Source organism: Plantactinospora sp. CNZ320 (genome assembly GCF_002846275.1).
On record NZ_PJMP01000001.1, the window covers coordinates 4,837,583 to 4,864,276 of the forward strand.

The 26,694-nt window shown below is 72.2% G+C and carries 20 protein-coding genes; 11 read left to right on the plus strand and 9 right to left on the minus strand.

The annotated features are described in order from the left end of the window. Window positions 1-62: 62 nt before the first annotated feature. The 6 genes from CLT71_RS21540 to dnaK all read right to left on the minus strand — a co-directional run bounded on the left by CLT71_RS21540 (window position 63) and on the right by dnaK (window position 6,879). On the minus strand, window positions 63-707 hold the full coding sequence (locus CLT71_RS21540) for a DUF4360 domain-containing protein (RefSeq protein ID WP_101368694.1): 645 nt from the start codon (window positions 705-707) through the stop codon (window positions 63-65). Window positions 708-962: 255 nt separating this feature from the next. After that, window positions 963-1,508 (minus strand): DUF4360 domain-containing protein, encoded by a 546-nt coding sequence (locus CLT71_RS21545; RefSeq protein WP_486483378.1) that lies wholly within the window; start codon window positions 1,506-1,508, stop codon window positions 963-965. A 646-nt stretch (window positions 1,509-2,154) separates the two neighbouring features. Next, entirely contained in the window at window positions 2,155-2,547 is a 393-nt protein-coding gene (locus CLT71_RS21550) for a heat shock protein transcriptional repressor HspR (RefSeq protein WP_101371662.1), read from the minus strand. An 85-nt stretch (window positions 2,548-2,632) separates the two neighbouring features. Next, window positions 2,633-3,817 carry a molecular chaperone DnaJ gene (dnaJ, locus tag CLT71_RS21555; RefSeq protein WP_101368696.1) on the minus strand — a complete coding sequence of 395 codons (1,185 nt, stop codon included), beginning with the start codon at window positions 3,815-3,817 and terminating at the stop codon, window positions 2,633-2,635. A 140-nt stretch (window positions 3,818-3,957) separates the two neighbouring features. Next, entirely contained in the window at window positions 3,958-4,941 is a 984-nt protein-coding gene (gene grpE / locus CLT71_RS21560) for a nucleotide exchange factor GrpE (protein ID WP_101368697.1), read from the minus strand. 57 nt (window positions 4,942-4,998) lie between these two features. Further along, window positions 4,999-6,879: a molecular chaperone DnaK gene (gene dnaK / locus CLT71_RS21565; RefSeq protein ID WP_101368698.1), complete on the minus strand. Its 1,881-nt coding sequence runs from the start codon at window positions 6,877-6,879 to the stop codon at window positions 4,999-5,001. Between the two features lie 304 nt (window positions 6,880-7,183). On the opposite strand from dnaK, the gene CLT71_RS21570 reads away from it, so the two are divergent. Genes CLT71_RS21570 through CLT71_RS21585 form a run of 4 tightly spaced genes read left to right on the plus strand, consistent with a single transcriptional unit; the run spans window position 7,184 to window position 12,518 of the window. Then, entirely contained in the window at window positions 7,184-9,103 is a 1,920-nt protein-coding gene (locus tag CLT71_RS21570; RefSeq protein ID WP_486483379.1) for an ABC transporter, read from the plus strand. Further along, complete coding sequence (locus tag CLT71_RS21575) at window positions 9,100-10,818, plus strand: GTPase (protein WP_101368699.1); 1,719 nt, start codon at window positions 9,100-9,102, stop codon at window positions 10,816-10,818. Before CLT71_RS21570 ends, CLT71_RS21575 begins: the two co-directional genes overlap by 4 nt. Then, window positions 10,815-11,276 (plus strand): hypothetical protein, encoded by a 462-nt coding sequence (locus CLT71_RS21580; protein WP_101368700.1) that lies wholly within the window; start codon window positions 10,815-10,817, stop codon window positions 11,274-11,276. The genes CLT71_RS21575 and CLT71_RS21580 overlap by 4 nt, the downstream gene beginning before the upstream one ends. Before the next feature lie 9 nt (window positions 11,277-11,285). Next, window positions 11,286-12,518, plus strand: coding sequence for a hypothetical protein (locus CLT71_RS21585; protein ID WP_101368701.1), 1,233 nt, complete (start codon window positions 11,286-11,288; stop codon window positions 12,516-12,518). A gap of 28 nt (window positions 12,519-12,546) precedes the next feature. Here the strand turns inward: CLT71_RS21585 and CLT71_RS21590 are convergent, their stop codons facing one another. Both CLT71_RS21590 and CLT71_RS21595 read right to left on the minus strand, forming a co-directional pair. Beyond that, on the minus strand, window positions 12,547-13,161 hold the full coding sequence (locus tag CLT71_RS21590) for a Uma2 family endonuclease (RefSeq protein ID WP_101368702.1): 615 nt from the start codon (window positions 13,159-13,161) through the stop codon (window positions 12,547-12,549). A 154-nt stretch (window positions 13,162-13,315) separates the two neighbouring features. Beyond that, window positions 13,316-14,848, minus strand: coding sequence for a M28 family metallopeptidase (locus CLT71_RS21595; RefSeq protein WP_101368703.1), 1,533 nt, complete (start codon window positions 14,846-14,848; stop codon window positions 13,316-13,318). 386 nt (window positions 14,849-15,234) lie between these two features. Between CLT71_RS21595 and CLT71_RS21600 the strand changes: the two genes are divergently transcribed. Then, complete coding sequence (locus CLT71_RS21600; RefSeq protein ID WP_101368704.1) at window positions 15,235-15,930, plus strand: NUDIX hydrolase; 696 nt, start codon at window positions 15,235-15,237, stop codon at window positions 15,928-15,930. Window positions 15,931-15,963: 33 nt separating this feature from the next. Here the strand turns inward: CLT71_RS21600 and CLT71_RS36555 are convergent, their stop codons facing one another. Beyond that, window positions 15,964-16,797, minus strand: a complete 834-nt coding sequence (locus CLT71_RS36555) for a hypothetical protein (RefSeq protein ID WP_143743531.1) — start codon at window positions 16,795-16,797, stop codon at window positions 15,964-15,966. A gap of 485 nt (window positions 16,798-17,282) precedes the next feature. Here CLT71_RS36555 and pdhA point away from each other — a divergent pair, with 485 nt between their 5' ends. The 6 genes from pdhA (at window position 17,283) to CLT71_RS21630 (ending at window position 26,663) form a co-directional block, all read left to right on the plus strand. Continuing rightward, window positions 17,283-18,464: a pyruvate dehydrogenase (acetyl-transferring) E1 component subunit alpha gene (pdhA, locus tag CLT71_RS21610; protein WP_101368706.1), complete on the plus strand. Its 1,182-nt coding sequence runs from the start codon at window positions 17,283-17,285 to the stop codon at window positions 18,462-18,464. Then, on the plus strand, window positions 18,464-19,453 hold the full coding sequence (locus CLT71_RS21615) for an alpha-ketoacid dehydrogenase subunit beta (RefSeq protein WP_101368707.1): 990 nt from the start codon (window positions 18,464-18,466) through the stop codon (window positions 19,451-19,453). The genes pdhA and CLT71_RS21615 overlap by 1 nt, the downstream gene beginning before the upstream one ends. A 5-nt stretch (window positions 19,454-19,458) precedes the next feature. Then, window positions 19,459-20,922, plus strand: coding sequence for a dihydrolipoamide acetyltransferase family protein (locus CLT71_RS21620; RefSeq protein ID WP_101368708.1), 1,464 nt, complete (start codon window positions 19,459-19,461; stop codon window positions 20,920-20,922). A 239-nt stretch (window positions 20,923-21,161) separates the two neighbouring features. After that, window positions 21,162-21,293: a hypothetical protein gene (locus tag CLT71_RS38150; protein ID WP_486483761.1), complete on the plus strand. Its 132-nt coding sequence runs from the start codon at window positions 21,162-21,164 to the stop codon at window positions 21,291-21,293. 361 nt (window positions 21,294-21,654) lie between these two features. Next, window positions 21,655-24,654, plus strand: a complete 3,000-nt coding sequence (locus CLT71_RS21625) for a hypothetical protein (protein WP_101368709.1) — start codon at window positions 21,655-21,657, stop codon at window positions 24,652-24,654. Window positions 24,655-24,824: 170 nt separating this feature from the next. Further along, window positions 24,825-26,663 (plus strand): NHL domain-containing thioredoxin family protein, encoded by a 1,839-nt coding sequence (locus CLT71_RS21630; RefSeq protein ID WP_101368710.1) that lies wholly within the window; start codon window positions 24,825-24,827, stop codon window positions 26,661-26,663. The last annotated feature ends 31 nt before the right edge of the window (window positions 26,664-26,694 follow it).

A 26,694-nucleotide genomic window follows, 5' to 3' on the forward strand; every position in this document is an offset into this window, starting at 1 on the left:
GCCCCGCCCCCAGGGCCGGGATGCCGGAGCAAATTCCCGCATCCCAACCCGGAGGCCTCACGTCAGGACTGTTCGCACTTCTTCCATGCGAAGTGGTAGATGGTGTTGATGCCACCATCCGTCGAGTCCATCGCCATGAAACTGGTGGTGGTCGCCGGGTTGGACGTCCCGACGTTCACCCGCAGTTCGGTGTTGATGTTGAGGAAACGCATCTCCCCGCAGGGCGCGTAGCTCACCGAGGTGAGTTCCGAGGTGTCGGTCGTCTGCCAACTGTCGTCCAGCGGGCCGCTGAAGTTGTGGTTCTTGTACGTCGTCGGCGAGGAGCCCTGGAAGTAGTAGTTCGCCCGCGACACCGCGGTCGCGCCGTTGGCCAGGTAGGCGTAGCCGCGGTAGTCGGCCTGGAGGATGGCGTAGGTGAAGCCCTCCGGGACGTGCACCTGTAGGGCCAGCTGGCAGTTCTTCCGGGCGTCGGTCGGTCGCGCCCCCACGCCGACCTGGGCGAGATAGTCGCTGTAGGTCACCGTGAAGGCGGTGTTGTCGGGGGCGACCGCGACGGCCGCGGTCCCGGCCGGGCAACCCGAGCCATTGATGGTAATGACGTCGATGACAATCTGCTGTTCCGGAGGCTCCACGGGCGGATCCGTCGGGATGACAATCCCGCCGAGCATCGAGGCAACGAGACTGCCAATGGCCAGCACACTGATCATGGGTTCCCTCCCGATCGTGGCGATAATGTCGCGCGCGCAGGCACACCCTAACTCTATTTATTGATGTTCGTCAATGTCCTAAAGTTGAATGCGTATTGGCCGAAAAGCTGGTACGACAACCTGACGCCAGATACACAGAGAGGCCCCCGGGTCAGGCACGATGGACTTTCACAATTCCATCGGCCGACCCAGGGGCCTTTTGATTCGCGTTGACCCCACGGACCTTACGTAGGGGCCGCGATTACGGCGACGCGATCAGCACTCTTTCCAACTGAGGTGGTAGACGCTGCGCACACTGCCCCGGCTGGAGTCCATCACCATGAAGCTCGTGCCGTTGTCGCCGTTGCCGCCGTCCACCCGCAGCTCGGTGTTGACGTTGAGGTTGCGCGACTCGCCGCAGGGTGCGTAGACCAGGGAGGCGGCCCGGTCGGAGACACGCCAGCCGCCGACGTACGGCCCGGTGAACTCGTGACTGGTCTGCGCCGTCGACGAACTGCCCATCCAGTAGTAGTGCGAGTGCTGCGAGCCGCTGGCTCCCCGCTGGAGGTAGGCGAAGCCCTGCAGATCCACCTGGGACACCGCGAAGGTGAGCCCTTGGGGGATGTTGACCCGCAGGTTGAGCTGGCAGTTCTTCCTGAACTCGGTCGGCTTCGCCCCGGCGCCGGCCAGGACGTAGTAGTCGCTGTAGCTCACCGTGAAGGCCGTGTTGTCGGCTGCGGTACTCACCTCGGCCGTCCCCGCCGGGCAGCCGGATCCATTGACGGTCTCCACGCTGATGGTGACCCTCTCGGCAGGCGTCACCAAAGGCTCGGTAGCTACCGTCGAGGCAAACAATGCCGCGAGTACGCCGCCGACAGCCATCACGTTGGACATGGTAGTTCCCTTCCGGTCGTCGCGATGCGGTCGCGCCCGCAGCCCACCATAGTCACGACATTGATAGTCGTCAATAAAACAATCTTGTAACCGAGAGAGCATTTCAAAAACTGTCGATCAATTGTGTTTGATCAGATCACAGGCATCCGCAGGACCGCGTCATAGCGCGGCACCGGGGCACTACTCGGCGACCTGTCGCCCGTACCCCCACTTGCCGGGGCGGACGGACAGGGCGCTTATTGACCTTTGCTGGCCGTACGACGAAAAAATCCGGCGATCAACAGACCACCGGACCCCGACGTCACCGCTATGTACGGTGATGGCTCGCGGCCTACCCGGGGTAATGATTTCCGAGCCTTCTCGCTAATAGATTCCGAGAATCGGGCGTAATGTTCCCGAAACACCCGGAGTAATGGTTGCGGACACCCGGTACGGGTACCCGGCGGTCCCGTGATGCGGGAGGGGCCGGCCCCGAGAGCAGCTCACGGGGCGGGCCCGACGGGGTGGGCGCGCACCGGGCGCACCCAGCAGCGCCGGACACGCACCGGGGCACACGGGGCCGGGTAGGCCGGGGTCAGGCCGACGGGTCGGTGCTGCGGCGGGGGCGCCAGACGACCAGTGCCGTCGAGGGCCGGTTGGTCGGCACCAGGTCCCGGCGAGGCAGCCCGCCCAGCGACTCCAGCTCGGCTATCCGGCGGTAGGCGGCCTCCAACTCGGCCTGCAACCCGGCGATCCGCTGCTGCAACTCGTCGACCATCTGCTCCAGCACGATGATCCGCTTGATGCCGGCCAGGTTCACCCCGTCGTCCTGGCTGAGCCGCTGCACCTCACGCAGCAGCGCGACGTCACGGACGCTGTACCGGCGCCCGCCGCCCGGGGCGCGGCCGGGCTGCACCAGCCCCATCCGGTCGTACTGCCGCAGCGTCTGCGGGTGCATGCCGGCCATCCGGGCCGCGACCGAGATCATCAGAACCTTGGCGTCGGACGCCTGCTCGACCGAGACGACGATGTACTCCTCGGCCACCTTCGATCACCTCCGCGTTGCCAACAGCTCAGTTGAAACGACGCACCCGGGCGTCGAGATGTTCCCGTGCCGCCGCCGGAGTCTGCGCGGCGAACTCCTCCAGCGCCTTCCTGGCCTCCGGCGAGAGCTGCTCGGGAACCACGATCTCCACGGTCACCAGCAGGTCACCGGCCTGGCCGTCCCGCCTGACCACACCCCGGCCCCGGGCCCGCAGCGTACGGCCGCTCGGGGTCCCCGGCGGCACCCGCAGGGTCACCGCCGAGTCCAGGGTGGGCACCCGCAGATCCGTTCCGAGCACCGCCTCCGCGATCGTGATCGGCACGGTGAGGGTCAGATCGTCGCCGCTGCGCCCGAAGATGTCGTCGGCGCGGACCTTGACCAGGACGTAGAGGTCGCCGGGCGGGCCGCCCCGCTCGCCGGGCTCACCCCGGCCGGCGAGCCGGATCCGCTGGCCGTCGGCGACCCCGGCCGGAAACCGCACGTTGAGCGTGCGGGACTTGGTCACCCCGCCGGTGCCCCGGCACTCCGGGCACTTCTCCTCCACGATCGTGCCGACACCCTGGCACTCCCGGCACGGCTCGGAGAAGCTGAACGACCCCTGGTTGCGGGTCACGACTCCGGCGCCCCGGCACTGCGGACAGGTCTGCGGCAGTGTCCCCGGCTTGGCGCCGTCACCGTTGCAGGTGTCGCAGACGCCGGGAGCGCGCAGCGTCAACGGCACCGTCACCCCGCGTACCGCGTCGCCGAAGTCGAGCATGACCTCGGCCTCCACGTCCCGACCCCGGGCCGGGCCGCGGGTCCGGGTCGGACCGCCGCCAGAGAAGATCGAACTGAACAGGTCGGAGAAGCCCGCCCCGCCGAACCGCCGGTCGCCACCCGCGCCGCCCGGCTGGCCGACCCCGCCGAAGAGGTCCGAGACGTCGAACGGATAGCCGCCGGGCCCGCCGGACCGGGCGTTGCGGCGGAACGCGCCCGACCCGAAGAGCGAGCGCATCTCGTCGTACTCCTTGCGCTTGCGCGCGTCCGCGAGTACGTCGTACGCCTCGGCGACGGCCTTGAACCGCTCCTCGGCCTGGGCGTCACCCGGGTTGTGGTCCGGGTGCGATTCCCTGGCCAGCTTCCGGTACGCCTTCTTGATCTCGTCAGGGGAGGCGGACTTGGCCACCCCCAGCACGGCGTAGAAGTCCTTCTCCAGCCAGTCTTTGGAACTCATCGGTCGTCCACCCCCTTCCCCTGTGGCGCGGTCGAGGTGCCACCCGCACCCCATCCGACGGACGGCGTACTGGTGACACCTCGACCGCGACGCACCGGCTCAACCTCGCTCCGACCCGGTTTCCCTCGGCGCCGGAGCGCTCACTCCGGGTCGGCCACCGCGACCATCGCCGGCCGCAGCAGCGCGTCGTTGACCTGGTAGCCGCGACGCAGCACCTCCACACAGGTCGGTTCGGTGACCTCGGCCGAGGTCTGGTGTGCGACCGCCTCGTGCAGGTTCGGGTCGAAGGGGTCACCCTTCTCGCCGAACGGGGTCAGTCCGAACTTGGCCAGTGCCCCGATCAACTGATCCGCCACCGTGCCGAACGGCCCGACCAGGTCGCCGTGTTCCCGCGCCCGGTCCAGGTCGTCGAGGACCGGCAGCAGGGCGGCGAGTACGACCCGGGTGGCCCGGTCCGCGTCCCTGGCCCGCTCCCGGTCCATCCGCCGGCGGTAGTTGGCGAACTCCGCGGTCACCCGCTGGAGGTCCCTGGTCCGCTCGTCCAGCTCGGCCCGCAGCGCACCCAGTTCGGCGCCGAGCGGTCCGGGCCCGTCGGCCTCGGCCGTGGCCTCGGTGACCGGCTTGGCCGGGGCGTCGACCACCGGCCCCTCGGTGCCGGACGGGGTCTCCTCCGCCAGTACCTCGGCGAGTTCGGCCTCGTCCACCACCAGGGTGGCCGGGTCCGTGGTCGCGGCCTCGCCCTCGTCGGTGGTCGCCTCGCCCGGCTCGGTGGTCGCACCGTCGGCCAGCTCCGGCCCGTCCTCGGCCGATTTCGCGTCGTCCACCGAGGCGGCGGCGCCGCTCGACCCGGTGTCGTCGACCTCTCCGGCCGCCACCACCGGCTCGGCGTCGCCCGGCGGCTCCGGATCCGGGTTCGGGTCCTTCGCCGCCAGCCTGGTGCCGTCGGTCGTACCCTCCGGGTCGGCTCCGCCGGTGCCCGGCTGGTCGTCGGTCAGATTGATCTTCCGGTTGTTCCGGATGACGACGCCCTCGCCGGCCGTGCCCGAGGCAGGGCCAGCGGTCGCGGAGCCACCCGGCGCCGACCCGGTGGCTTCCGGGTCGGCGGCTCGTGGCTTGTCCGTCATTCCATTACCTCGATCCGTTGTGCTCATGGCCGGCCCGGGTACGCGCCGAACGCGTCGTCACTTCTTGTCGTCCTCGTCGACGATCTCCGCGTCCACCACGTCGTCGGCGCCGCCCTTCGCACCGGTCGGCCCGGCCTCCGGGCCGGTACCGGCGGCACCCGGCTGCCCCTGCTGCTCGGCCTGCTGCTGCGCGTAGAGCAGCGAACCGGCCTCCTGAGAGACCTTGAGCAGCTTCTCGTGCGCCGACTTGACGTTCTCCAGGTCGGTACCGCCGAGCGCGGAGCGCAGGTCGCCGAGCGCCTCGTTGATCTTGTCGCGCGGCTCGGCCGGCAGCTTGTCCCCGCTCTCGGCGAGGAACTTCTCGGTCTGCCACTGGAGCTGCTCGGCCTGGTTGCGGGTCTCCGCCTCGTCCCGGCGCCGCTTGTCCTCGTCGGCGTGGTCCTGCGCGTCCCGCATCATCCGCTCGATGTCGTCCTTCGGCAGCGCCGAGCCGCCGGTGATCGTCATCGACTGCTCCTTGCCGGTGCCGAGGTCCTTCGCGTTGACGTGCACGATGCCGTTCGCGTCGATGTCGAAGGTGACCTCGATCTGCGGTACGCCCCGCGGCGCCGGCGGCAGGCCGGTCAGCTCGAAGGTGCCGAGCTTCTTGTTGTACGCCGCGATGTCCCGCTCGCCCTGGAAGACCTGGATCAGCACCGACGGCTGGTTGTCGTCGGCGGTGGTGAAGACCTCGGAGCGCTTGGTCGGGATGGTGGTGTTCCGCTCGATCAGCTTGGTGAAGATGCCGCCCTTGGTCTCGATGCCCAGCGACAGCGGGGTCACGTCGAGCAGCAGGACGTCCTTGACCTCGCCCTTGAGCACACCGGCCTGGAGCGCGGCACCGACCGCGACGACCTCGTCCGGGTTGACGCCCTTGTTGGGCTCGCGGCCGGTGAGCTGCTTGACCAGCTCGGAGACGGCCGGCATCCGGGTCGAGCCGCCGACCAGGATCACGTGGTCGACGTCGGAGACCTTGACCCCGGCGTCCTTGATGGCCTGGTCGAACGGGCCCTTGCAGCGATCGAGCAGGTCCTGCGTCATCCGCTGGAACTCCGCCCGGGTCAGCGTCACGTCGAGGTGCAGCGGCGCCGACGGGGCACCGTCGCCACCGGCCGGGCCGGCGGTGATGTACGGCAGGTTGATGCTGGTGGTGGTGGCGGCGGAGAGCTCGATCTTGGCCTTCTCGGCCGCCTCGCGCAGCCGCTGCATCGCCATCTTGTCCTGGGAGAGGTCGACCCCGTGCTGGCCCCGGAAGGTCTTCACCAGGTGGTCGATGATCCGCTCGTCCCAGTCGTCGCCACCGAGGTGGTTGTCACCGCTCGTCGACTTGACCTCGATGACGCCCTCGGCCAACTCCAGCAGCGACACGTCGAAGGTGCCGCCACCGAGGTCGAAGACCAGGACGGTCTGCTCCTTGGAGCCCTTGTCCAGCCCGTACGCCAGCGCCGCCGCGGTCGGCTCGTTCACGATCCGCAGCACGTTGAAGCCGGCGATCTCCCCGGCCTCCTTGGTGGCGGTCCGCTGCGCGTCGCTGAAGTACGCCGGAACGGTGATCACGGCGTCGGTGATCCGCTCGCCGAGGTACGCCTCGGCGTCCCGCTTCAGCTTCATCAGCGTCCGGGCGGAGATCTCCTGCGAGGTGTACTTCTTTCCGTCGATGTCGACGGACCAGTTGGTGCCCATCTCCCGCTTGACCGACCGGATGGTCCGGTCCGGGTTGGTCACCGCCTGACGCTTGGCGACCTCACCGACGAGCACCTCGCCGTTGCGGGCGAACGCGACGATCGAAGGAGTCGTCCGCGAGCCCTCGGCGTTCGCGATGACGGTGGGCTCACCGCCCTCGAGAACGCTGACGCAGGAATTCGTCGTGCCGAGGTCGATTCCGACCGCACGTGCCATCTTCGCTTCCTCGCTTCGTTACAAGGCAGGTGACGGGCACCGCCCGCAGCGCACCCACCACAAGTTGAGTGGACCGGACTCAATAGTGCCACGATCCGTCGTACCTGCAAAGTCGGACTTGAGTCACATCGACGCAACCCACCAGCGGGCCCTCAGCACCGCGAATCCCGCCACCCGGCCGGGGATCGACGGTGGTCGCCGGGGATTCCGACAGCCGGCCTGGAAACCGGCGGCCGGCCCCGCGCTGATCCGCGACCAACCGTGCCTGTTGTCTGTGTTGCAGGGATCGGGCAGTCTTTACCCCGTGACGACCCACGGCGAACCGGCCATCGGCCTCGGCACGCCTCTGGTCGGCCCGGAAACACCCATCGCCGACGCGGATCGCGAGCGGGCCAAAAGCGGTCCCCGGCGCCCACCGGCCGGCGACCCGGGCGCCGCGACGGAGCGCCTGCCGACCGCCCCCGTGCCGCCCGGAGCCGGCCCCGCCGGAGACTCTCCGGCCGGCGACGGGTCGGACCTGCGCTGGGCGCTCACCCGGCTGCGCGCCGCGATCGACGTCACCGCCTACCCGCTGGCGCTGCCCGGGGCGGACGACGCCCGGCAGCTCGGCTCGACCCTGCGCGCCCAGCTCGCCGACTACCTGCTGCCCCGGCTGGCCCGGCTCGACGCGCCGCTGCTGGTGGTGGTCGGCGGCTCCACCGGCGCCGGCAAGTCGACCCTGGTCAACAGCCTGGTCCAGGCCCGGGTGAGCAGTGTCGGAGTGCTCCGGCCGACCACCCGCTCGCCGGTGCTGGTGTGCAGCCCACTCGACTCGGCGTGGTTCCGGCAGGGTGACCTGCTGCCCGGGCTCACCCGGACCACCACCCCCGGGGACCAGCCGGACACCCTGCACCTGGTCACCGCGCCCGCCCTCCCCGCCGGGCTGGCCTTCCTGGACGCCCCCGACATCGACTCGGTGGTGGACGCCAACCGGGCACTCGCGGCCCAACTGCTCGCCGCCGCCGACCTCTGGCTCTTCGTCACCACCGCCGCCCGGTACGCCGACGCGGTGCCCTGGGAACTGCTGCGCACCGCTCGACTGCGCGGCACGGCGATCGCACTCGTCCTCGACCGGGTACCACCGGCCGCCACCGAGGAGGTGGCCGCGCACCTGGCCGAGATGCTCGCCGAACACCAACTCGGCGCCGCACCGCTCTTCGTACTTCCGGAGACGGTGGTCGACGGCCAGGGACTGCTGCCCGGACGGCTGACCGAGCCGCTGCGCTCCTGGTTCGGCCGGCTCGCCGCCGACTCGGAGGCCCGGGCGGCGGTGATCCGGCAGACCCTGCACGGCGCGGTCGCCGCACTGGTCCCGGCCGTCGAGAGTCTCGCCACCGCCGCCGACCAGCAGGCCAACGCCGCACAGGCACTCGACGAACGGGTCCGCGGCAGTTACCGGAGCGCCCGCCGCTCGGTCGAGGAGGCGCTGCGGGACGGCCGGCTGCTCCGGGGCGAGGTGCTGGCCCGCTGGCAGGAGTTCGTCGGCACCGGGGAGCTCTTCCGCACCCTGGAGGCCCGGGTCGGCCAGCTCCGCGACCGGGTCGTCGCCGCGCTGACCGGCCGGCCCGTCCCGAACGCCCAGTTGCACAGCGCGATCGAGTCGCAGCTCGTCACGCTGCTGCGCGACACCGCCGCCACCGCCGCCGAGCAGACCGCGGCTGCCTGGCAGACCCATCCCGCCGGGGCGGCACTGCTCACCCCCGAGCTGTCCCGGCCCGCCGAGGACCTGCCGGAACGGGCCGAGCGACTGGTCCGGGACTGGCAGCGCGGCGTACTGGAACTCGTCCGTGCCCAGGGCGGCGACAAGCGGTTCGTGGCCCGCAGCGCGGCGTACGCGGTGAACGCCACAGGCCTGGCGGTGATGATCGCGGTCTTCGCCTCCACCGCGTTCATCCCGACCGGGCTGGAGGTGGCGGCGGCCGGTGGCACCACGGTCGCCGCGCAGAAGGTACTCGAAGCGATCTTCGGCGACCAGGCGATCCGTACCCTGGCCACCCGGGCCAGGGCCGACCTGCTCGGCATGGTCGACCGGCTCTTCGACGAGGAGTTGGCCCGCTACCTGGCCCGCACCGCGGCGGCCGGTGTCGACGCCGTGCACGGCGACCAGCTGCGCGAGGCGGCCCGGCTGGTCGACGCCGCCCGGGGCGACGCGGGCGGGGCAGCCGGAGCGGAGGCGACCCGATGACCGACATCCTGGGCCGGGTCCGGGACGCGATCCGCCCCGACCAGCGGGCCGACCCGGACCGGCTGATCGAGCGCCTGCACGCGGTCGACCGGTTCCTCGGCGCCGTCGACGGGCACCTGCCCGACGAACGGCTGGTCGCGGCGCACACCCTGATCGAGCGGGCCGGCACCCGGCTGGCGCTCTCCCGCAACCACACGGTGGTGGCGCTGGCCGGTGCCACCGGCAGCGGCAAGTCCAGCCTGTTCAACTCGCTGGCCCGGTTCGAGATGTCACCGGTCGGGGTGCGCCGGCCGACCACCGGGGTCACCCACGCCTGCGTCTGGGGGCCGCTGGACGACGCCACCCGGCTGCTCGACTGGGTCGGCGTACTGCCCCGGCACCGGTTCGTCCGGGAGAGCGCGCTGGACGGTGCCGACGAGGCGGCCCTGCACGGCCTGGTCCTGCTCGACCTGCCCGACTTCGACTCGGTGGAGTGGTCGCACCGCGCCGAGGTGAACCGGCTGCTCGGCCTGGTCGACCTCGTCGTCTGGGTGCTCGACCCGCAGAAGTACGCCGACAAGGTGCTGCACCGCAGCTACCTGCGCGAGTTCCACAGGCACCGGGACGTCACCGTGGTGGTGCTCAACCAGGCCGACCGGCTGGCACCTGACGAACTGCCCCGGGTGCTGGCCGACCTGCGCCGGCTGGTCGACGCCGACCAACTCGACGGGGTGCCGGTACTCGCCACCTCGGCGCTCACCGACGCCGGTACGGCACCGCTGCGGGCCACCCTTGAGCAGGCGGTCACACAGCGGCAGGCGGCGCTGCGCCGGCTCTCCGGCGACGTGGACACGGTCGTGGAGGGGCTCGCCGACCTGGTCGACTCCGGGCGGGCCGACGACGACGTGGACCGGCCGACGATCCGCCGACTGATCGACGCGCTGGCCGGCGCGGCGGGGGTACCGGCGGTAGCCGAGGCGACCGAGCTGGCGTACCGGCACCGGGCGGTCGCCGCGACCGGCTGGCCGCTGGCCCGGGGCCTGCGCCGGCTCCGGCCCGACCCGCTGCGCCGGCTGCACCTGGCCGAGCGGCCCGCCGAGCCGGAACGGGTACCCGAGCCGGGTGGCCTGCTCGGCCTCGACCTCTCGCCGGTGGCCGCGACCTCGGTGCCCGAGCCGAGCGCGGCGCAGCGTTCCGCGGTCGGGCTGGCCGTCCGGGCGGTCGCCGACCGGGCCGGTGCCACCCTGCCCGCCCCGTGGCCGGCGGCGGTGACCGCGGCGTCCCGGTCCCGGCTGGCCGACCTGCCCGACGCGCTCGACCGGGCCGTCGCCACCACAGACCTCGGGGTGGAGCGCAGGCCGGTCTGGTGGCGCCTGGTCAACGTCGTGCAGTGGCTGGTCACCGTCGCCGCCGCCGTCGGCCTGGGCTGGCTGCTCCTCGGCTACGCGGTACGCGCCCTCGGCCTGCCGGAACTGAACTATCCGCTGGTCGGGTCGGTGCCGCTGCCCACCGTCGCACTGCTCGGCGGCCTGCTCTGCGGTGCGCTGCTCTCGCTGCTGGTCAAGCCTGTGATCAGGTGGGCCGCCCGGCGGGCCCGGTGGCGGGCCGAGGGCCGGATGCACGACGCGGTGGCCGAGGCCGCCCGGAGTTACGTGGTGACCCCGGTCCGCGAGGTGCTGCGGGCGTACGCCGAGGCGCGGTCCGCGCTCGCTGTCGCGTCGGCGCGTCGCCGATGACCGACGGCACCCCGACGAACGGCGGCGGGTCGACGACCCTCGGCAGGTGGCGGCCGGTGCTGGTCCGGGGCGGGCTGGCGCTGCTCGGCGTACTGCACGTCTGCTGGGGAGTCCCCGCCGTGCTGGCGCCGCGCTGGTTCTTCGACAACTTTCCCGGCTTCGGCCTGGCCTGGACGGCCGGCTACCCGCCGTACAACGCGCACCTGATGACGGATGTCGGGGCGGCGTTCCTGACCCTCGGGGTGATGCTGCTGGTCGCCGCCGGGTTCGACGATCGACGGGTCACCGCCGTGGTGCTGACCGGGCTGCTGATCTTCAGTACCGTGCATCTGGTCTTCCACCTGGTGCACGCCGGGACGCTGAGCAGCGCCGATCTGCTCGCCAGCCGGGGGACGCTGCTGCTCGGGGTGCTCGGTCCCGGCGCGCTGCTGATGCTGGACCGCCGCCGACGGGCGTAGGGTCGATCCATGGCCTCGCCTCGGACCCCGTTTGACGCCGTGTTGCATGCCGCCCGCGACGTGACCAAGCTCGACTGCGCGCTCGACGCCGAGATGCTCGGCACCGCCCTGCTGGGCAGCGTCTACGCGATCGCGGAGGAAGACCGCAACAACGCCGTACGGGACTTCGTCGGCGACTTCCTCTCCGCGACCTCCCGGCGGCGTACCGCTGCCGCGACCACGATCCGGACCGTCTTCGCCGCCCTGGTGCCGGACGCCGCCGGTGCCGCCTCGGTCAAGCCGGGCACGCAGGCGCCGTCCTGGTCCGGCCAGCTCGGCAAGGTACGCCTGACCGGCAGCTACGCCTACGGCGACGTGTACGGCGACCAGACCTCCTACCTCGCCACCTTCGCCTACGACGACACCACCTCGGGCGGGCCGGAACACGCCGTGGTGGCCCTGGTAGACCACAACATCGGGATCACCAAGGACGTCTTCGTCGGCGGTCCCGCCGAGCGGATCCTCGGACAGGTCCGGGAGATGTGTGCCGGCGACGCGCTCACCTGGTTCCGCGAGGAGGATCCGGCCCGGCTGCGCGACCAGGTGGCCCGGCACCTGGACATCACCGACGAGCTGGGGGACCTGCCCGACGAGGGTTCACTGGCCACCGATCGCACCCTGGTCGGTGCCCGGCTGGCGCTGCTGCCCCGGCCCGCGCCGACCGCCGACGGCACCGTCGACGAGCCGGAGCCGCTCTCCTCTGCCGAGCGGGACCGGCTGGTCCGGGCCTTCCTCGCCTCCCCGGAGGCGGCCAGGTTCGGGCTGCCCGAGGTGCCCGAGGCCGACCTCGCGTCGCTGCACTTCTGCCTCAGCCTGATCCTCGACCACTCGGCGAGCTTCTCCGACCCGGACCCGCTGCGCTGGAGCCCTGCGGTGGCCGGCCTGTTCCTGCTCGACTGGGTGCACCGGCGGGCCGTACTCGACATGGACGACGCGGCGATGCTGCCCCGGGTGGTCCGGAGCTGGGCCGCGTACGCCGGCCGGCTGCGGGGACTGCCGGCCGAGGCGGCGACCCAGACCGACACCTCGGTCGAGGAGATGGTGCCGGAGTTCGTCCGGCTCTACACCACAGGGGAGCGGCGCAGCCCGGCGACGGCGGCGGTGGCCCAGCTCATTGCCGAGGGCGTCGACCCGAGCGACCCGGCGGCACTGGACGCCTGGATCGAGGCGAACCGGCAGCGCCTGGACGACGACCCGGTGTAGCCGGGCGCCGCTGCACCGCTCCCGCCGGTCAGTTCTGCCCGGTCGACTCGCCCAACAGCTTCGCCCGGCGGGCGGTCAGCGCCGGCAGGTCCACCCGGACCGGCCACGGGTGCCCGGTCGAGAACGCCTCGGTGGTGTAGTGGGTGACGTACCGGTATTTCCGGCTGCCCGGGTCGAGCACCAGCTCGGCGAGGGAGATGGTCGGCTTCTCCTCCTCCGGCACCACGATCCAGTACGCCGGGACTCCGGCCCGGGCGTAGAGGGCCCGCTTGGTCTCGGCGTCCCGCAGCGCCGAGGTCGGCGACACCACCTCGACCACCAAGAGCGCGTCGGTGATCGGGAACGGCGTACGCCGCAGGTGCTCCGCCCGGGTCACCACCACGTCCGGCCGGGGCTCGTTGTGCGGGTCGACAGTGGTCGACTGGTCGGTGCCGACCGCGTAGTCGTCGGAAGGAGACGAATCCTCCAGGATGTTGGCGATCCAGCGGGCGATGGTGTTGTGGTCGATCGTGGCCGAGGGGGACACGATGATGCTCCCGTCAATCAGCTCGTAGCGCCGGCCGTCATCGGGCAGGGCGTGCAGGTCTGCCGTGGTGTAGCCGTGCGGGCCGGGCCGGTCGAGGGCGATCGGGGCGGCGCTCATCGGAGAACCTCCGGGATCGGTCGGGGAAGCCACGAGGTCAAGGCTACGGGTGGGACGTTCACGGGCGCCACGCTAACGGAGAGCACCGACAGTTTCACGTAACGACGACGGGGCGGCGCGAGTGCGCCGCCCCGTCGTCCGCGTACTCGTGGAATCAGCTCGCGACCTCGTGGTCGTCGTGCAGCCCGCCACCGCCACCGGCCGGCGCGGTGGTGCCGCCGGTCGGGCTGGTCAGCGGGGTATTGAGGCTGCGGGTGTCGTAGGCGTACGTGATGAGTGCGTGCGCGATCGCGTCGGACATCTCGTCGATCGCCTTCAGGCTGATGTTGTCGATGTCGTCGCAGGCCTGGTGGTAGCACGGGTCGTAGGCGACACCGGCGGTACCGCCGTAGACCCGGGCCTCCTCGGCCGTCTTGACCAGTTCGGCCCCGGTGAAGAGGCCGCCGGACGGGATGTCCACGCCGGCCGCGATGAACGGTCCGTAGTCACTGCGTCCGGAGAACGGCGTCTCGGCCGAGGCCAGTCGCTGCGACCGGAAGTAGTCGTGGAAGAGCTTCTCGATCGCTCCCGAGCCGGGCGGGCCGGCCGCCGAGCCGGTGCCGGGCGGGAAGGCCGAGTTGTCGCCGTCGTAGACGAACCGGACGTAGTTCGGCGAGCCGACCATGTCGAAGTTCAGGTAGAGGGCGATCCTGTCCCGCTCCGCCTGCGGCAGGTTGGCGATGTAGTACGTCGAGCCGACCAGGTTGGCCTCCTCGGCGCCCCAGAGCGCGAACCGGACCTTGTTCTTGGTGGGGAACCAGCGCATCTGCTCGGCGATCTCCAGCAGCGCCGCGCTGCCGCTGCCGTTGTCGTTGATGCCCGGCCCCTCCGGTACCGAGTCGAGGTGGGCGCCGGCCATCACCACGTTGCCCGGGTCGCCCCAGCGCGACTCGGCGAAGATGTTCTCGGTGGTGGCCTGGCCCCGGAAGGTGTCGGTGAAGACCCGCAGGGTGAGACCGCCGGCGACCTGGCCGACGAGTTCCTGACCGAGTGCCTGCGAGACGCCGAGGGCGGCGAAGTCCAGTGTGTAGGCGTTGCCGAGGGTTCCGGAGAGGTCACCCGGGATGTTGTTGTAGATGATCACCGCCGCCGCGCCGGCCGCCGCGGCCGTACTCGCCTTCTGCCCGAACGGGCAGGTGCCCCGGCTGACCACGACGATGGTGCCGACGTTGGCCGGGCCGTAGTCGCCCGGGTTGCAGCCCTGGAAGTCCCCGGTCGGCACGCTGGCCCGGGCGGTCACGTCGGCGCTGCCCGAGTAGCTCATGATCCGGTGTGGCAGGTCGCCGGCCGGGGCCGAGACCCGTTCCAGTTCGGACGGATTGTTGATCAGGAAGGTCTGGAAGTCGAACGCCTGCCGGGTGACCCGGTAACCGGCGTTGCGGAACACCTTCTCCGCGTAGTCGACCGACCTGTCGTATCCGGGCGCTCCCGAGGCGCGGTTGCCGTTGTTCCGGTCCGCGATCTTCTGTAGTTCCTTGAGGTGCTTCTGTACGCCCTTGGCCGTGACCGCCTTGCGCAGCACCCAGGAGCCGAGGCTCCCGAGGCCGGAACTGGCCTGTGCCGGCGCTGGCGCCGCCACCACCGCGAGCGCTGTGACGAGCGTGGTGGCCAGTAGGCCACGGCTCCACCGTTTGCTGGTGCGACCCACGCTGCCTCCCTGTCGGGTCACCGGGGTTTCCGGTCTTATCGAGGGAGGTCAGCATAGCTACGCGTCACTGGCTGGTGAATAGTCCACACGAGTCTGCTTACCGGCCGGTAGGGCGGCATCGACGCGAATGATCGGCCGGCGACCGGCAGGCCGCGACCTGGGAGAGCAGGCCGGGCCCGCCGGCACCACCGGCCGGGCTGGCCCCCCGCCAGCCGATCGGAGCGGCGGCGCCGACCCGGAGGCCGGCGCCGCCGAAGGCCGTCGTTGCCGGTCGACGACCTTGTCCCGGTAGTTCGGTCCGGCCGTCAGGCCCGGAGCCGAATCCTTTCTCGTCCTATTGACGATAAGCACTGTGGTAGCTTCTCGTCAAGGTGGTGATAATTCCGATGGCCGAGTATCCGCCGTTCGCCGTGACCGTCGACCTGGTGGTCCTCACCGTCCGGGCCGACGAGCTCTGCATCCTGCTGGTACGCCGGGGCGTGCCGCCGTACCAGGACCGCTGGGCGCTGCCCGGCGGGTTCGTCGGGTTCGACGAGGACCTGCCGGACGCCGCCGCCCGGGAACTGACCGAGGAGACCGGGATTCCCGAGCCGATCGGCCACTTCGAACAGCTCGGCACGTACGGGTCGCCGAAACGGGACCCCCGGGGTCGGGTGGTGACGGTGGCGTACCTGGCGCTGCTGCCGGACCTACCCGCACCGGTGGCCGGTACGGACGCGGCCGCGGCGCAGTGGCTCCCGGTGTCCCGGGTCGCCGACGCCCAACTCGCCTTCGACCACGAGGTCATCCTCTCCGACGGGCTGGAGCGGGCCCGGGCCAAACTGGAGTACACCCCGCTGGCCACCGCGTTCTGCCCACCGGAGTTCACTATCGCCCGGCTACGAACGGTCTACGAGACCGTCTGGAGCAGTTCGTTGGACCCGCGCAACTTCCACCGCAAGGTCACCAGTACCCCCGGTTTCGTCGAGCCGGCCGGCCGGGTGACCGAGGGGGACCGGGGACGCCCCGCCCAGCTCTTCCGGCGCGGCCCGGCCGAACTGCTGCACCCGCCGATGCTCCGTCCGGCGGTGAACCGGAGCTGAGCGTCGTACCGGCAGCCGCGCCGATCGGGCTCGTCAGGTGGTGGCGGGCGGCGGACTGCTGGGTACCGGGGCGGGGGTCGGTGCCGGGGTCGGCGCGGTGGTGGCCGGCGGAACGCTCGGTACCGGAGCGGCGGGAGGCGGTCCGGCCGAGGCCGTCGGGCCCGGCGTGGGCGCGGCGTCGGTCGGCGTCGGCGAGCCGGAGTGCCCGGTCGGGGCCGGCACGGCGGTGCCGGACGGCGGCGCGGGCGACGAGGTCGGCGCGGCGGACGGCGACCCGGTCGGGACGCCCGGCGACGGCGTGGGCGAGGGCGAGGACACCGGAGGGCTGGGTTCCGGCGACTGGATCGGCGGCCCGGCGGTCGGCGGCACCGGCACTCCCGGCTCGTTGGCACCCGGCTCGTCGCCACCCGGGGCGTCGACCGGCGGCGGCAACGGGCCGGGTTCGCTTCCGGACGGGCCGGTCCGGTCGGGCACGGCGCCGGGCGGAACGGGGAACGGCCGAAAGCCGGTCCGTTCGGACCTGGCGCCGGTACCGGCCGGTCCCGGCTCCACCACCGGCGGCACGATCGGTTGCCCCGGCACCACCTGCGGCGGCACGCCGGCCGGGGGCGGCACGAACGGGGTGGCGTCGGCCGGGCGCATCCCGTCGGAAACCGTCGCCGAACCGCTGCTTATCGCCGCCAGGATCGGCAGCGAGGAGGTTCCGGCCAGCAGTGCGACGGTGAACAGGTACCGCCGGGCCGGGCCGCCCAGCCCCTCCGCCCGGTGTATCCCGGTCACCCTCCGATATCCGACGTGGGCGCCACCGGACCGGCGGTGCCGGGCCACCAGCACCGGAGGCGGTGGCTCGCAACCGTGGTTGGGCACGGAGAACTCCTCGTCGTTCGCGGCGCGGGCCAGGCTGCGGCCGGATGGGACGGGTCGCGGCAACGGTCACGTCGCCGCTACCTACAGTGGCGGAGTAACCGTACGTTGGCCAGCGTCACACAGCGTGTCAGCGGTCTAGTTTTGTTCGGCTCGACCTGCGTACCCGATCAAATCGGTTGATGTGGTGCGAAGCCGGCGGCGACCCTGATCCGACGGAGGCCGACCTGTAGCGGTACCGGTCTGCTCTGCGAATATGGAGCCGACGGCAACGCGGCCGCGACCTTCGCGCACCCCCGCGGCAGGCAGGACGTGATGCCGACGCTCGGTGGACCAGGCTCGGCCAGAATCTGGTCCACGCCGCGTGGCTACCCCCTACCGGGGATAGGCGCGGCAGCCACCCCCGGTCCGGCACCAGCCGGACGGGCGCACGAGCTGCGCGGTCGGGACACCCCCGGTGCCGACGCACGAACGACAGGGAGATAGGGATGGCGAAGGGCGATCCCGCGGGCACGGCCCGCGGCAGGCGAGCCACACCCCGGTCCGCACGGTCTGGTGGGAAATCCCCAGGCACTGACCTGGTGCAACTACTCACGCCCGAGGGCGACCGGATCGACAAGGTGACCTGGTCGGACGGTACGGAATACAGCGTCGACTTCACCGACGACGAATACCGCGGCCTCTACCGGGACCTGGTGCTGGTCCGCCGGCTGGACGCCGAGGCGACCGCGTTGCAGCGGCAGGGCGAGCTGGGCATCTGGGCCAGCCTGCTCGGTCAGGAGGCGGCACAGGTCGGCTCGGGTCGGGCGCTACGGCCGCAGGACATGGCCTTCCCGACCTATCGGGAGCACGGCGTGCTCTACTGCCGGGGCATCGACCCGATCATGCCGCTGGGCCTGTTCCGCGGCGTCGACCTTGGCGGCTGGGACCCCAACGAGTTCAAGTTCAACATGTACACGATCGTGATCGGTGCGCAGACCCTGCACGCCACCGGCTACGCCATGGGCGTGGCGATGGACGGCCGGACCGGCACCGACGACGGCGAGGCGGTGATCGCCTACTTCGGCGACGGCGCCTCCGCGCAGGGGGACGTGAACGAGGCGTTCATCTGGTCGGCCGTCTTCAACTCCCCGGTCGTCTTCTTCTGCCAGAACAACCAGTACGCCATCTCCGAGCCCCTCGAACGGCAGACCCGGATCCCGCTCTACCAGCGGGCCGCCGGCTTCGGCTTCCCCGGCGTACGGGTGGACGGCAACGACGTGCTGGCCACGTACGCGGTGACCCGGGCGGCGCTGGACAACGCGCGGCACGGTCAGGGCCCCACCCTGATCGAGGCGTACACCTACCGGATGGGCGCGCACACCACCACCGACGACCCGACGCGCTACCGGATCGCCAGCGAGGTCGAGGCGTGGCAGGCCAAGGACCCGATCGCACGGGTCAAGGCATTCCTCACCAGGCAGGGCATCGCGGACGACGCGTTCCTGGCCGAGGTGGAGGAGCAGGCCAAGCAGGAGGCGCTGCGGCTGCGGGAACGGGTGCTGGAGATGCCCGACCCCGAGCCACTGACCCTCTTCGACAACGTCTTCCCGAACGGCTCGCCCGAGGTGGACGCGCAGCGCGAGTTCACCGCCCGTTACCTGGACTCGTTCGAGGGGAGCGTGCACTGATGGCCACCGAGACCCTCACCCTGGGCAAGGCGATCAACCGTGGCCTGCGCCGCGCACTGGAGAGCGACCCCAAGGTCGTGATCATGGGCGAGGACGTCGGCAAGCTCGGCGGCGTCTTCCGGATCACCGACGGACTCCAGAAGGACTTCGGCGAGAACCGGGTGATCGACACCCCGCTCGCCGAGTCCGGCATCATCGGCACTGCGGTCGGGCTCTCCATCCGGGGGTACCGGCCGATCTGCGAGATCCAGTTCGACGGCTTCGTCTACCCGGCGTACGACCAGATCGTGTCGCAGGTGGCGAAGATGCACTACCGCTCGCAGGGCAAGGTACGGGTGCCGATGGTCATCCGGATCCCGTTCGGCGGTGGCATCGGCGCGGTCGAGCACCACTCGGAGTCCCCGGAGGCGTACTTCGCGCACACCGCCGGGCTGAAGGTGGTGGCCTGCTCGTCGCCGCAGGACGCGTACACGATGATCCAGCAGGCGGTCGCCTCCGACGACCCGATCATCTTTCTGGAGCCGAAGCGGCGCTACCACGAGAAGGGGCAGGTGGAGCTGGACGCCCCGCTCGGTGACGCGTACCCGCTGCACGCCAGCCGGGTCGTCCGGCCGGGCCGGGACGCCACGCTGCTGGCGTACGGGCCGATGGTGCGTACCGCGATGGAGGCGGCAAGTGCCGCCGAGGAGGACGGCCGGGACCTGGAGGTCATCGACCTGCGTACCCTCTCGCCGCTGGACCTCGGCCCGGCCTACGAGTCGGTGAAGCGCACCGGGCGGTGCGTGGTGGTGCACGAGGCACCCGGCAACCTCGGGCTCGGTTCCGAGATCGCGGCCCGGATCACCGAGGAGTGCTTCTACTCCCTGGAGGCCCCGGTGCTGCGGGTCACCGGCTTCGACACGCCCTATCCGGCCGCCCGGCTGGAGGAGGACTACCTGCCCAACCTCGACCGGGTGCTCGACGGCGTCGACCGCACCTTCGGGTGGTGAGCGGGATGTCGCGAGTCAGGGAGTTCCCCCTGCCGGACCTCGGCGAGGGGCTGACCGAGGGCGAGATCCTCAAGTGGCTGGTCGCGGTCGGCGACACCGTCGAACTGAACCAGCCGGTGGTCGAGGTCGAGACGGCGAAGGCGGCGGTCGAGATCCCGGCGAAGTGGGCCGGGAAGATCACCGCGATCTTCCACGACGAGGGCACGGTGGTCGACGTCGGCTCGCCGATCTTCGCCGTGGACACCGACCCGGGCGCCGGTGACCTGCCGGAGCCGTCGGCGGCCTCGCTGGCCGCCGTCGAACTCGCGCCCGCCGAGGGCGCCGTCGAGCCCGGCCTGATCGGCGGGCCCGCTCCGGGTGGCCGGACGGCGGTGCTTGTCGGGTACGGCCCGCGCACCGGTGCCGCGAAGCGTCGGCCGCGCAAGGGCGCCGGGGTACCTGCCACGAACGGTGTCCCGGTGCCGGCTCCGGTGGCGGCGCCAGCACCCGAACCGGTACGTCCGGCGGCGCCCGAGCCGGTGCGTCCGGCGGCCGCCGCACCGGCGCCCCTGACCGGCGGGACCGCCGCCGTGACGGGTGGACTGGTGCTGGCGAAACCGCCGGTGCGCAAGCTCGCCAAGGATCTCGGGGTCGACCTGCGTACCCTGACCGGGTCGGGGCCGCTCGGCTCGATCACCCGGGACGACGTACACCTGGCGGCGGCGGGCGGGGCGACGGCGGCCGAGCCGGCGCCGGTGACCGCTGCCGCGACGGCGCCGGCCTTCGGGCCGGACCGGGAGCAGCGGATCCCGGTCAAGGGCGTGCGGAAGCTGACCGCGCAGAACATGGTGGCGTCGGCGTTCAGCGCGCCGCACGTCACCGAGTTTCTGACGGTCGACGTGACCCGCTCGATGAAGGCGCTCGACCGGCTGCGCAAGCGCCGGGAGTGGCAGGACGTCCGGGTCTCCCCGCTGCTGCTGGTCGCCAAGGCCGTGCTGCTGGCGGTCCGGCGGCACCCGATGGTCAACTCGACCTGGGCCGGCGAGGAGATCATCGTCAAGGAGTACGTCAACCTCGGCATCGCGGCGGCGACCGAGCGCGGCCTGATCGTGCCGAACATCAAGGACGCCGGCCGGCTCACCCTGCGGGAGCTGGCCGACGCGATGACGGCGCTGGTGCAGACCGCCAAGGCGGGGAAGACGGCTCCGGCGGACATGACCGGTGGCACGCTCACCATCACCAACGTCGGCGTCTTCGGCGTCGACACCGGTACCCCGATCCTGCCGCCCGGCGAGTCGGCGATCCTGGCCTTCGGTGCGGTCCGGGAGATGCCCTGGGTGCACAAGGGCAAGGTCAGGGTGCGCCAGGTGACCACCCTCGGGCTCTCCTTCGACCACCGGATCATCGACGGCGAGTTGGGGTCGAAGTTCCTGCGTGACGTCGGCGACTTCCTGGCCGACCCGGAGGCGGCACTGCTCGGCTGGACCTGACCTCCGTACGGCACGAACACCTGGCACGAAGCGGCCGGTGTGCTCCGGGTTACTCCCGGGCACACCGGCCGTATCCATATGGTTACGAAGAATCATCGTTACGATGACTGCTCTACCTTTGATTCTTAGGCTGGTGTCCCAGCTCACCTAATAATCTGTGGCGATAGGGCTGTTCGCGAGGTTCAATGGACATCAGACGCGGAGACAACCGAATAGCCAGGGGGCGTAACACCATGAGCATGCTCAACCGACTTCGTAACCGCCGGGACAGCGCGCGTCGGGCGCGGGCCATCGAGCGGGCACTGCGGGCGACCAGTTCGCCGGCTGTCCGTGACGAGATCCTGATCGCCGCGCAGCGTTTCTACGGCTGACCTCGACAGACTCCTCACCTCCTCCGCACCACACCGACGGCCCGTCCGGAGCGCTCCGGACGGGCCGTCGGTGTTTCCACGCGTACGCCACCGGAGTACCGCCGCCACGACACCGCCCGGTACGGTGAGGCACGGTCGTCGCCCGACCGGCCGGCAGGACGTACGCCGAGCGGATGTGAGTTCGACTCGTCCTGGACGACCGGGTCCGGCGACCCGCGCTGCCCGAGCGCTGCCGGTCTGGACCGGCTAACGTGCGGGGAGCTTGCCCAGCCCGGTGTCGCGCACCGGAGTCGCCGGCAACCTGGCTGGCGACCGGCGCACGAGACCGGCGCGGCCGACATGTGATGGAGGAGGCGCGCGCATGACGTCCGAGGATCCGCAGCACCCCGGCCGGTGGCCGGACGAGGCTGCGCCGGGCGCCGCAGGCCCAGCCCCGTACGGCAACCCCGCACCACAACACGACGACCGGTTCCCGCCCCAGGGATCCGTTGGTACGCCACCGGCCGACTTCGGCTGGGCCCCGCCGCCACCCGCGGGACGGGCCAGCGCACCGGTGGCCTGGAACGAATCACCCGGCGCCCCGGGGCACCCCGGCCCGGCCGGCTGGGCAGCTCCGGGCGAAGCCCCGGGCGCGGTCGCCCCCAGGCCGGACAGCCCGTGGGGCCCGCCGCCGGAGTCCGCCGGTGCACCGCCGGCGCCCTCGGAGGACTCGAGCTTCCCGCCGGAGTGGGGAAGCCCGCCCAGCCAGTCCGGTCCACCGCGCTGGGCCGGTGCCGGTCAGCCCGCCGAGCCGTCGAGCGGCGCCCCGGGATATCCGCCCGGCGCCGGCCCGTCCACCGGCTCACAGGGCTACCCCGACCACCCCGGCCAGCCCGGCGGGCCGTCCGGCTATCCGGACCCGGCGCCCGGCGGTGGTCCGAGCTACCCCGGCCAGCAGTACGGTGCCCCCGGCTACCCGTCTGCGGCACCGGGGAGCCCGGCCCAGCCCGCCGAGCCGCCGAGCTATCCACCGGTCAGCCGGCCGACCATCCCCGAGGCTGAGCCCTGGCCGGCGGCCGAGGCCTGGGGCGCGGCATCGCCCCGCGCGGAGTCGGGCTCTCGCCCGGATCCCGGGTCCCGCCCGGACGCCGGTGGTCCGCCGAGCGACTATCCACAGCACCCCGCCGACCATTCCCACCAGGCCGAGCCGTCGCACGGCGGTGCGCCGCAGGCATCGGGCTGGGCGCCCCAGACGCCGACCTGGTCGGCAGGGTCCGGCGAGGGCAGGCCCGGCCCGTTCGAGCCGTCCCGGCCGGAATTCGACAGGCGGGAGCCGGAGTTCGAGCGCCGGGGACCCGAGTTCGACGGGCGCGGACCCGAGTTCGACCGGCGGGGACCGGAGTTCGACGGGCGCGGTCACGAATTCGACCGGCGTGAGTCGAACGGGCCGGCATACCAGCCGGGTCCGGCGCCGGGGATCTCGCCCGGGAACGCCGTACCGCTGCCGCCGCAGGAGACCCGGATCCCCGGAGCCAGTCTGGCGGCGGCACCACCGGCCGACTACCCGCCGTCCGGCGGTCGCCCGCCAGCCGGCGAGTACGGCTCACCGGCCCGGGACCAGGGCGGCTGGGGGCCCGGGGTACCCGAGGCGGCACCACAGTCGCCCGCACCGACCCCCGGCGCCGCACCCGTCGTACCGCAGCCGAGGGTTCCGACCGACTCGGCGGTTGCCGGCCGGGTCTCCGTACCCGGTGTGTCGGGGACCTCGGAGTCGTCGGGCACACCGGACCGGGCCACCGGCCGGGCCGTGGCCGGAAGTGCCGCCGTACCAGCGGCGAGCCGGGTACTGCCGCCGGCCGACCTCGCCGCCGCAGCCTCGGTACCGGCGCCCAAACCCCGGGTGTACGGCCGCCCGGCCGGCGCGGACGAGCCCGACCAGCAGCCGGGTCCGGCGAGCGGACCGGGCGGCTGGGACGACGGCCAACCAGGATCGCCAGCCGGCCCAGCCGGCCCAGCCGGTTGGGACGGCGAGCGGCCCGGTGGCGCGGACGCGCGCCGGGCCGGGCCGACGGTCTACGGTGCGCCGCCGGTCCCGCCGGGGCCGGGCGAGCACGGTGACGGCTTTCCCGACGAGCCTCCGGCGACCCGGGTGGCCGTTCCCGGCGCCCGGACACCGCAGGCCGACGCGCCGAGCCGCCCGTCGAACGCGTCACCCTTCGCGGATCTGGCCGGTCCCGGCGGCATGCCCGGGCACGGGCCGGGCGGGGTGGGTGTGGACGGTCCCGGTCCGAACGGGCCGGCGCCGTTCGACGGCGACCGCTTCGGCGGGCCCGGACAGGCCGATCAGGACGGTTTCGGCCGGCCCGGCCAGGGTGGACAGGACGGTTTCGGCCGGCCTGGACAGGGCGAGCCGGATGGTTTCGGCCGGCCCGGACACGGTGGACAGGACGGTTTCGGCCGGCCCGGGCAGGGCGAGCAGGATCGGTTCGGCGGTCCCGCCCCGTTCGACGGTGACCGGTTCGGCGGGTCCGGGCAGGGCGAGCCGGACAGGTTCGGCTCCGGTCCGTCCGGCGGTCAGTTCGGGGCAGCGGCGCCCTTCGACGGGGACCGCTTCGGCGGCCCCGCCGCGGGTGGCGCCGGCCAGGCCGCTCCCGGCCAGTTCGGCGCCTCCGCCCCGCCCGGCACCGACCGGTTCGGCGGGCCGCCCGGCAGCGACGGGTTCGGTGGACCACCCGGCAGCGACCGGTTCGGCGGGCCGCCCGGACAGCCCGACTTCGGTCCGCCGCCGGGTGGACCGGGCTTCGGTCCGCCGCCGGACGGGGACGGGCCCGGTTTCGGCCGGCCCGGACAGGCCGGCCCGGGGCCGACGACGTACGGAGCGCCCGGGGCGGCACCGGGGACGTACGGGGCACCGCCCGGCGGCGCGCCCCAGTACGGCTCACCGGCGTCCAGCGGACCGGGCTGGGACAGCTCGGACGACGGTCAGCCAGGACGGTTCGACTCGTTCAAGCCGGAGCCGGCCGAGTCGGAGTCCAAGACCGAACCGCCGACGCCACAGGTGCGCAACGGCAAGGTGCTGTTCCTGGTCCTGGTCGCGGCGGTACTGCTGCTGGCCGTCCCGCTGGGCACGCTCTGGCTGCTCGGCAAGATCGGCAGCGACGACGCGGCGCCGCCGCCGTTCAACCCGGCGGTGGGCGCCTGCGTCAAGGACTCCGGCGGCACGCCGGTGGTCGCGGACTGCGCCGAGCAGGGCGTCTTCAAGGTCGCCTCGAAGGTGACCGACAAGAGCGAGTGCCCGGCGGACACCCCGCAGACGATCGTCGTACCGGATCGCAAGGAAGTGCTCTGCCTGCAACCGGCGGCGGCTGCCGCCGGCGGATAGCGGCCCAGACGGCTGAGTCGATACCAGCGCCCCGCCCGGCTTCCGAGGCGGGGCGCTGGTCGTCTCCGGTCCGGCGCGCCGCCGGATGCCGGTCGGGGTGGGGCGGTTCGGCGTACCACATTGCCCGGGGCCCGGGGGCGGTCCCGGTGACGGCATGGCAGGGTTGGCCCATGGCTACTTCGCCCCGCGTCCGCGCGCCCGAACTGAAGGGTCGCCGGTGGCTCAACACCGGTGGAGCGGATCTGACACTGCATGACCTTCGCGGCAAGATAGTCATTCTGGACTTTTGGACTTTTTGTTGTATCAACTGCCTGCACGTGCTGGACGAGTTGCGCCCGCTGGAGGAGAAGTACGGCGACGCCCTGGTGGTGATCGGGGTGCACTCGCCGAAGTTCGAGCACGAGCGTGACCCGGAGGCTCTGGCCGCCGCCGTCGAGCGGTACGGCGTCGCCCATCCGGTACTCGACGACGCCGACATGGCGGTCTGGCAGCAGTACGCCGCGAGGGCGTGGCCGACACTGAACGTGATCGACCCGGAGGGGTACGTCGTCGCCGCGATGGCCGGTGAGGGCCACGCCGAGGGACTCTCCCGACTGCTCGACGAGTTGATCGCCACGCACGAGGCGAAGGGCACGCTGCACCGGGGCGAGGGCCCGTACGTGCCGCCGGCCGAGCCGGAGACCCCGCTGCGGTTTCCCGGCAAGGCGATCGAGTTGGACGGCGGTAACCTGCTGGTCTCCGACTCGGCCCGGCACTCGCTGCTGGAGTTGGCCCCGGACGGCGAGACCGTGCTGCGGCGGATCGGCTCCGGCGAGCGGGGCCGGTCGGACGGGCCCGCCGAGGTGGCCCGGTTCGCCGAGCCGCAGGGCCTGTGCCGGCTGCCCACGCACGCCGCCGAGGTGGCCGGCTACGACATCGTGGTCGCGGACACCGTGAACCATCTGCTCCGGGGCGTGCGGCTGGCGACCGGTGAGGTGACCACGGTGGCCGGTTCCGGCCGGCAGTGGCGCTCGACAGTGGACGACCACGCGCACGACGCGCTCGCCGCCGACCTCTCCTCCCCCTGGGATCTCGCCTGGTACGACGACCGGGTGATCGTGGCGATGGCCGGCATCCACCAGCTGTGGTGGTTCGACCCGATCAAGCGGACCGTCGGCGTCTACGCGGGTACCACGGTCGAGGCGTTGCGGGACGGACCGCTGCCGGACGTCTGGATGGCTCAGCCGTCAGGGCTGGCGACCTCCGCCGACGGCCGTCGGCTGTGGATCGCCGACAGCGAGACCAGTGCGCTGCGGTTCGTCGCCGACGGGGTGCTGCACACCGCCGTCGGGCAGGGGCTCTTCGACTTCGGCCACGTCGACGGCCCGGCCGAGCAGGCGCTGTTGCAGCATCCGTTGGGGGTCGGCGCGCTGCCGGACGGCTCGGTGCTGGTGGCCGACACCTACAACGGGGCGGTACGGCGGTTCGACCCGGAGACCGGGATCGTCTCGACGGTCGCCGTCGGGCTGGCCGAGCCGAGTGACGTGCTGCTGACCGGGGACGGCGAGGTGCTGGTGGTCGAGTCGGCGGCACACCGGCTGAGCCGCCTGGCGCCGGGCGCCCTCTCCGCCGCCGGGGCCAGCACGGTCGCCGGGAGCCGGCACCGTACGGAGCGCCCGCCCACCGATCTCGCCGCCGGGGAGCTGACCCTGGACGTCATCTTCGAGCCGCCGCCCGGGCAGAAGCTGGACACCTCGTTCGGCCCCTCCACCCGGCTGGAGGTCTCCGCCTCCCCGCCCGAACTGCTGCTCGACGGTGCCGGGGTGAGCACCGAGCTGTCCCGCCGCCTGGTGCTCAACGACCAGGTCAGCTCGGGGGTGCTCCAGGTCGTCGCGCAGGCCGCCACCTGCGACGCCGAGGCCGAGCACGCCGCCTGTCACCTGACCCGCCAGGACTGGGGGGTACCGGTGCGCATCACCCCGGACGGCGTGCACCGGCTGCCGCTGGTGCTGCGCGGGCTGGACAGCTGATCCAGGGCCGGCGGAGGGCGTGATCGGAACC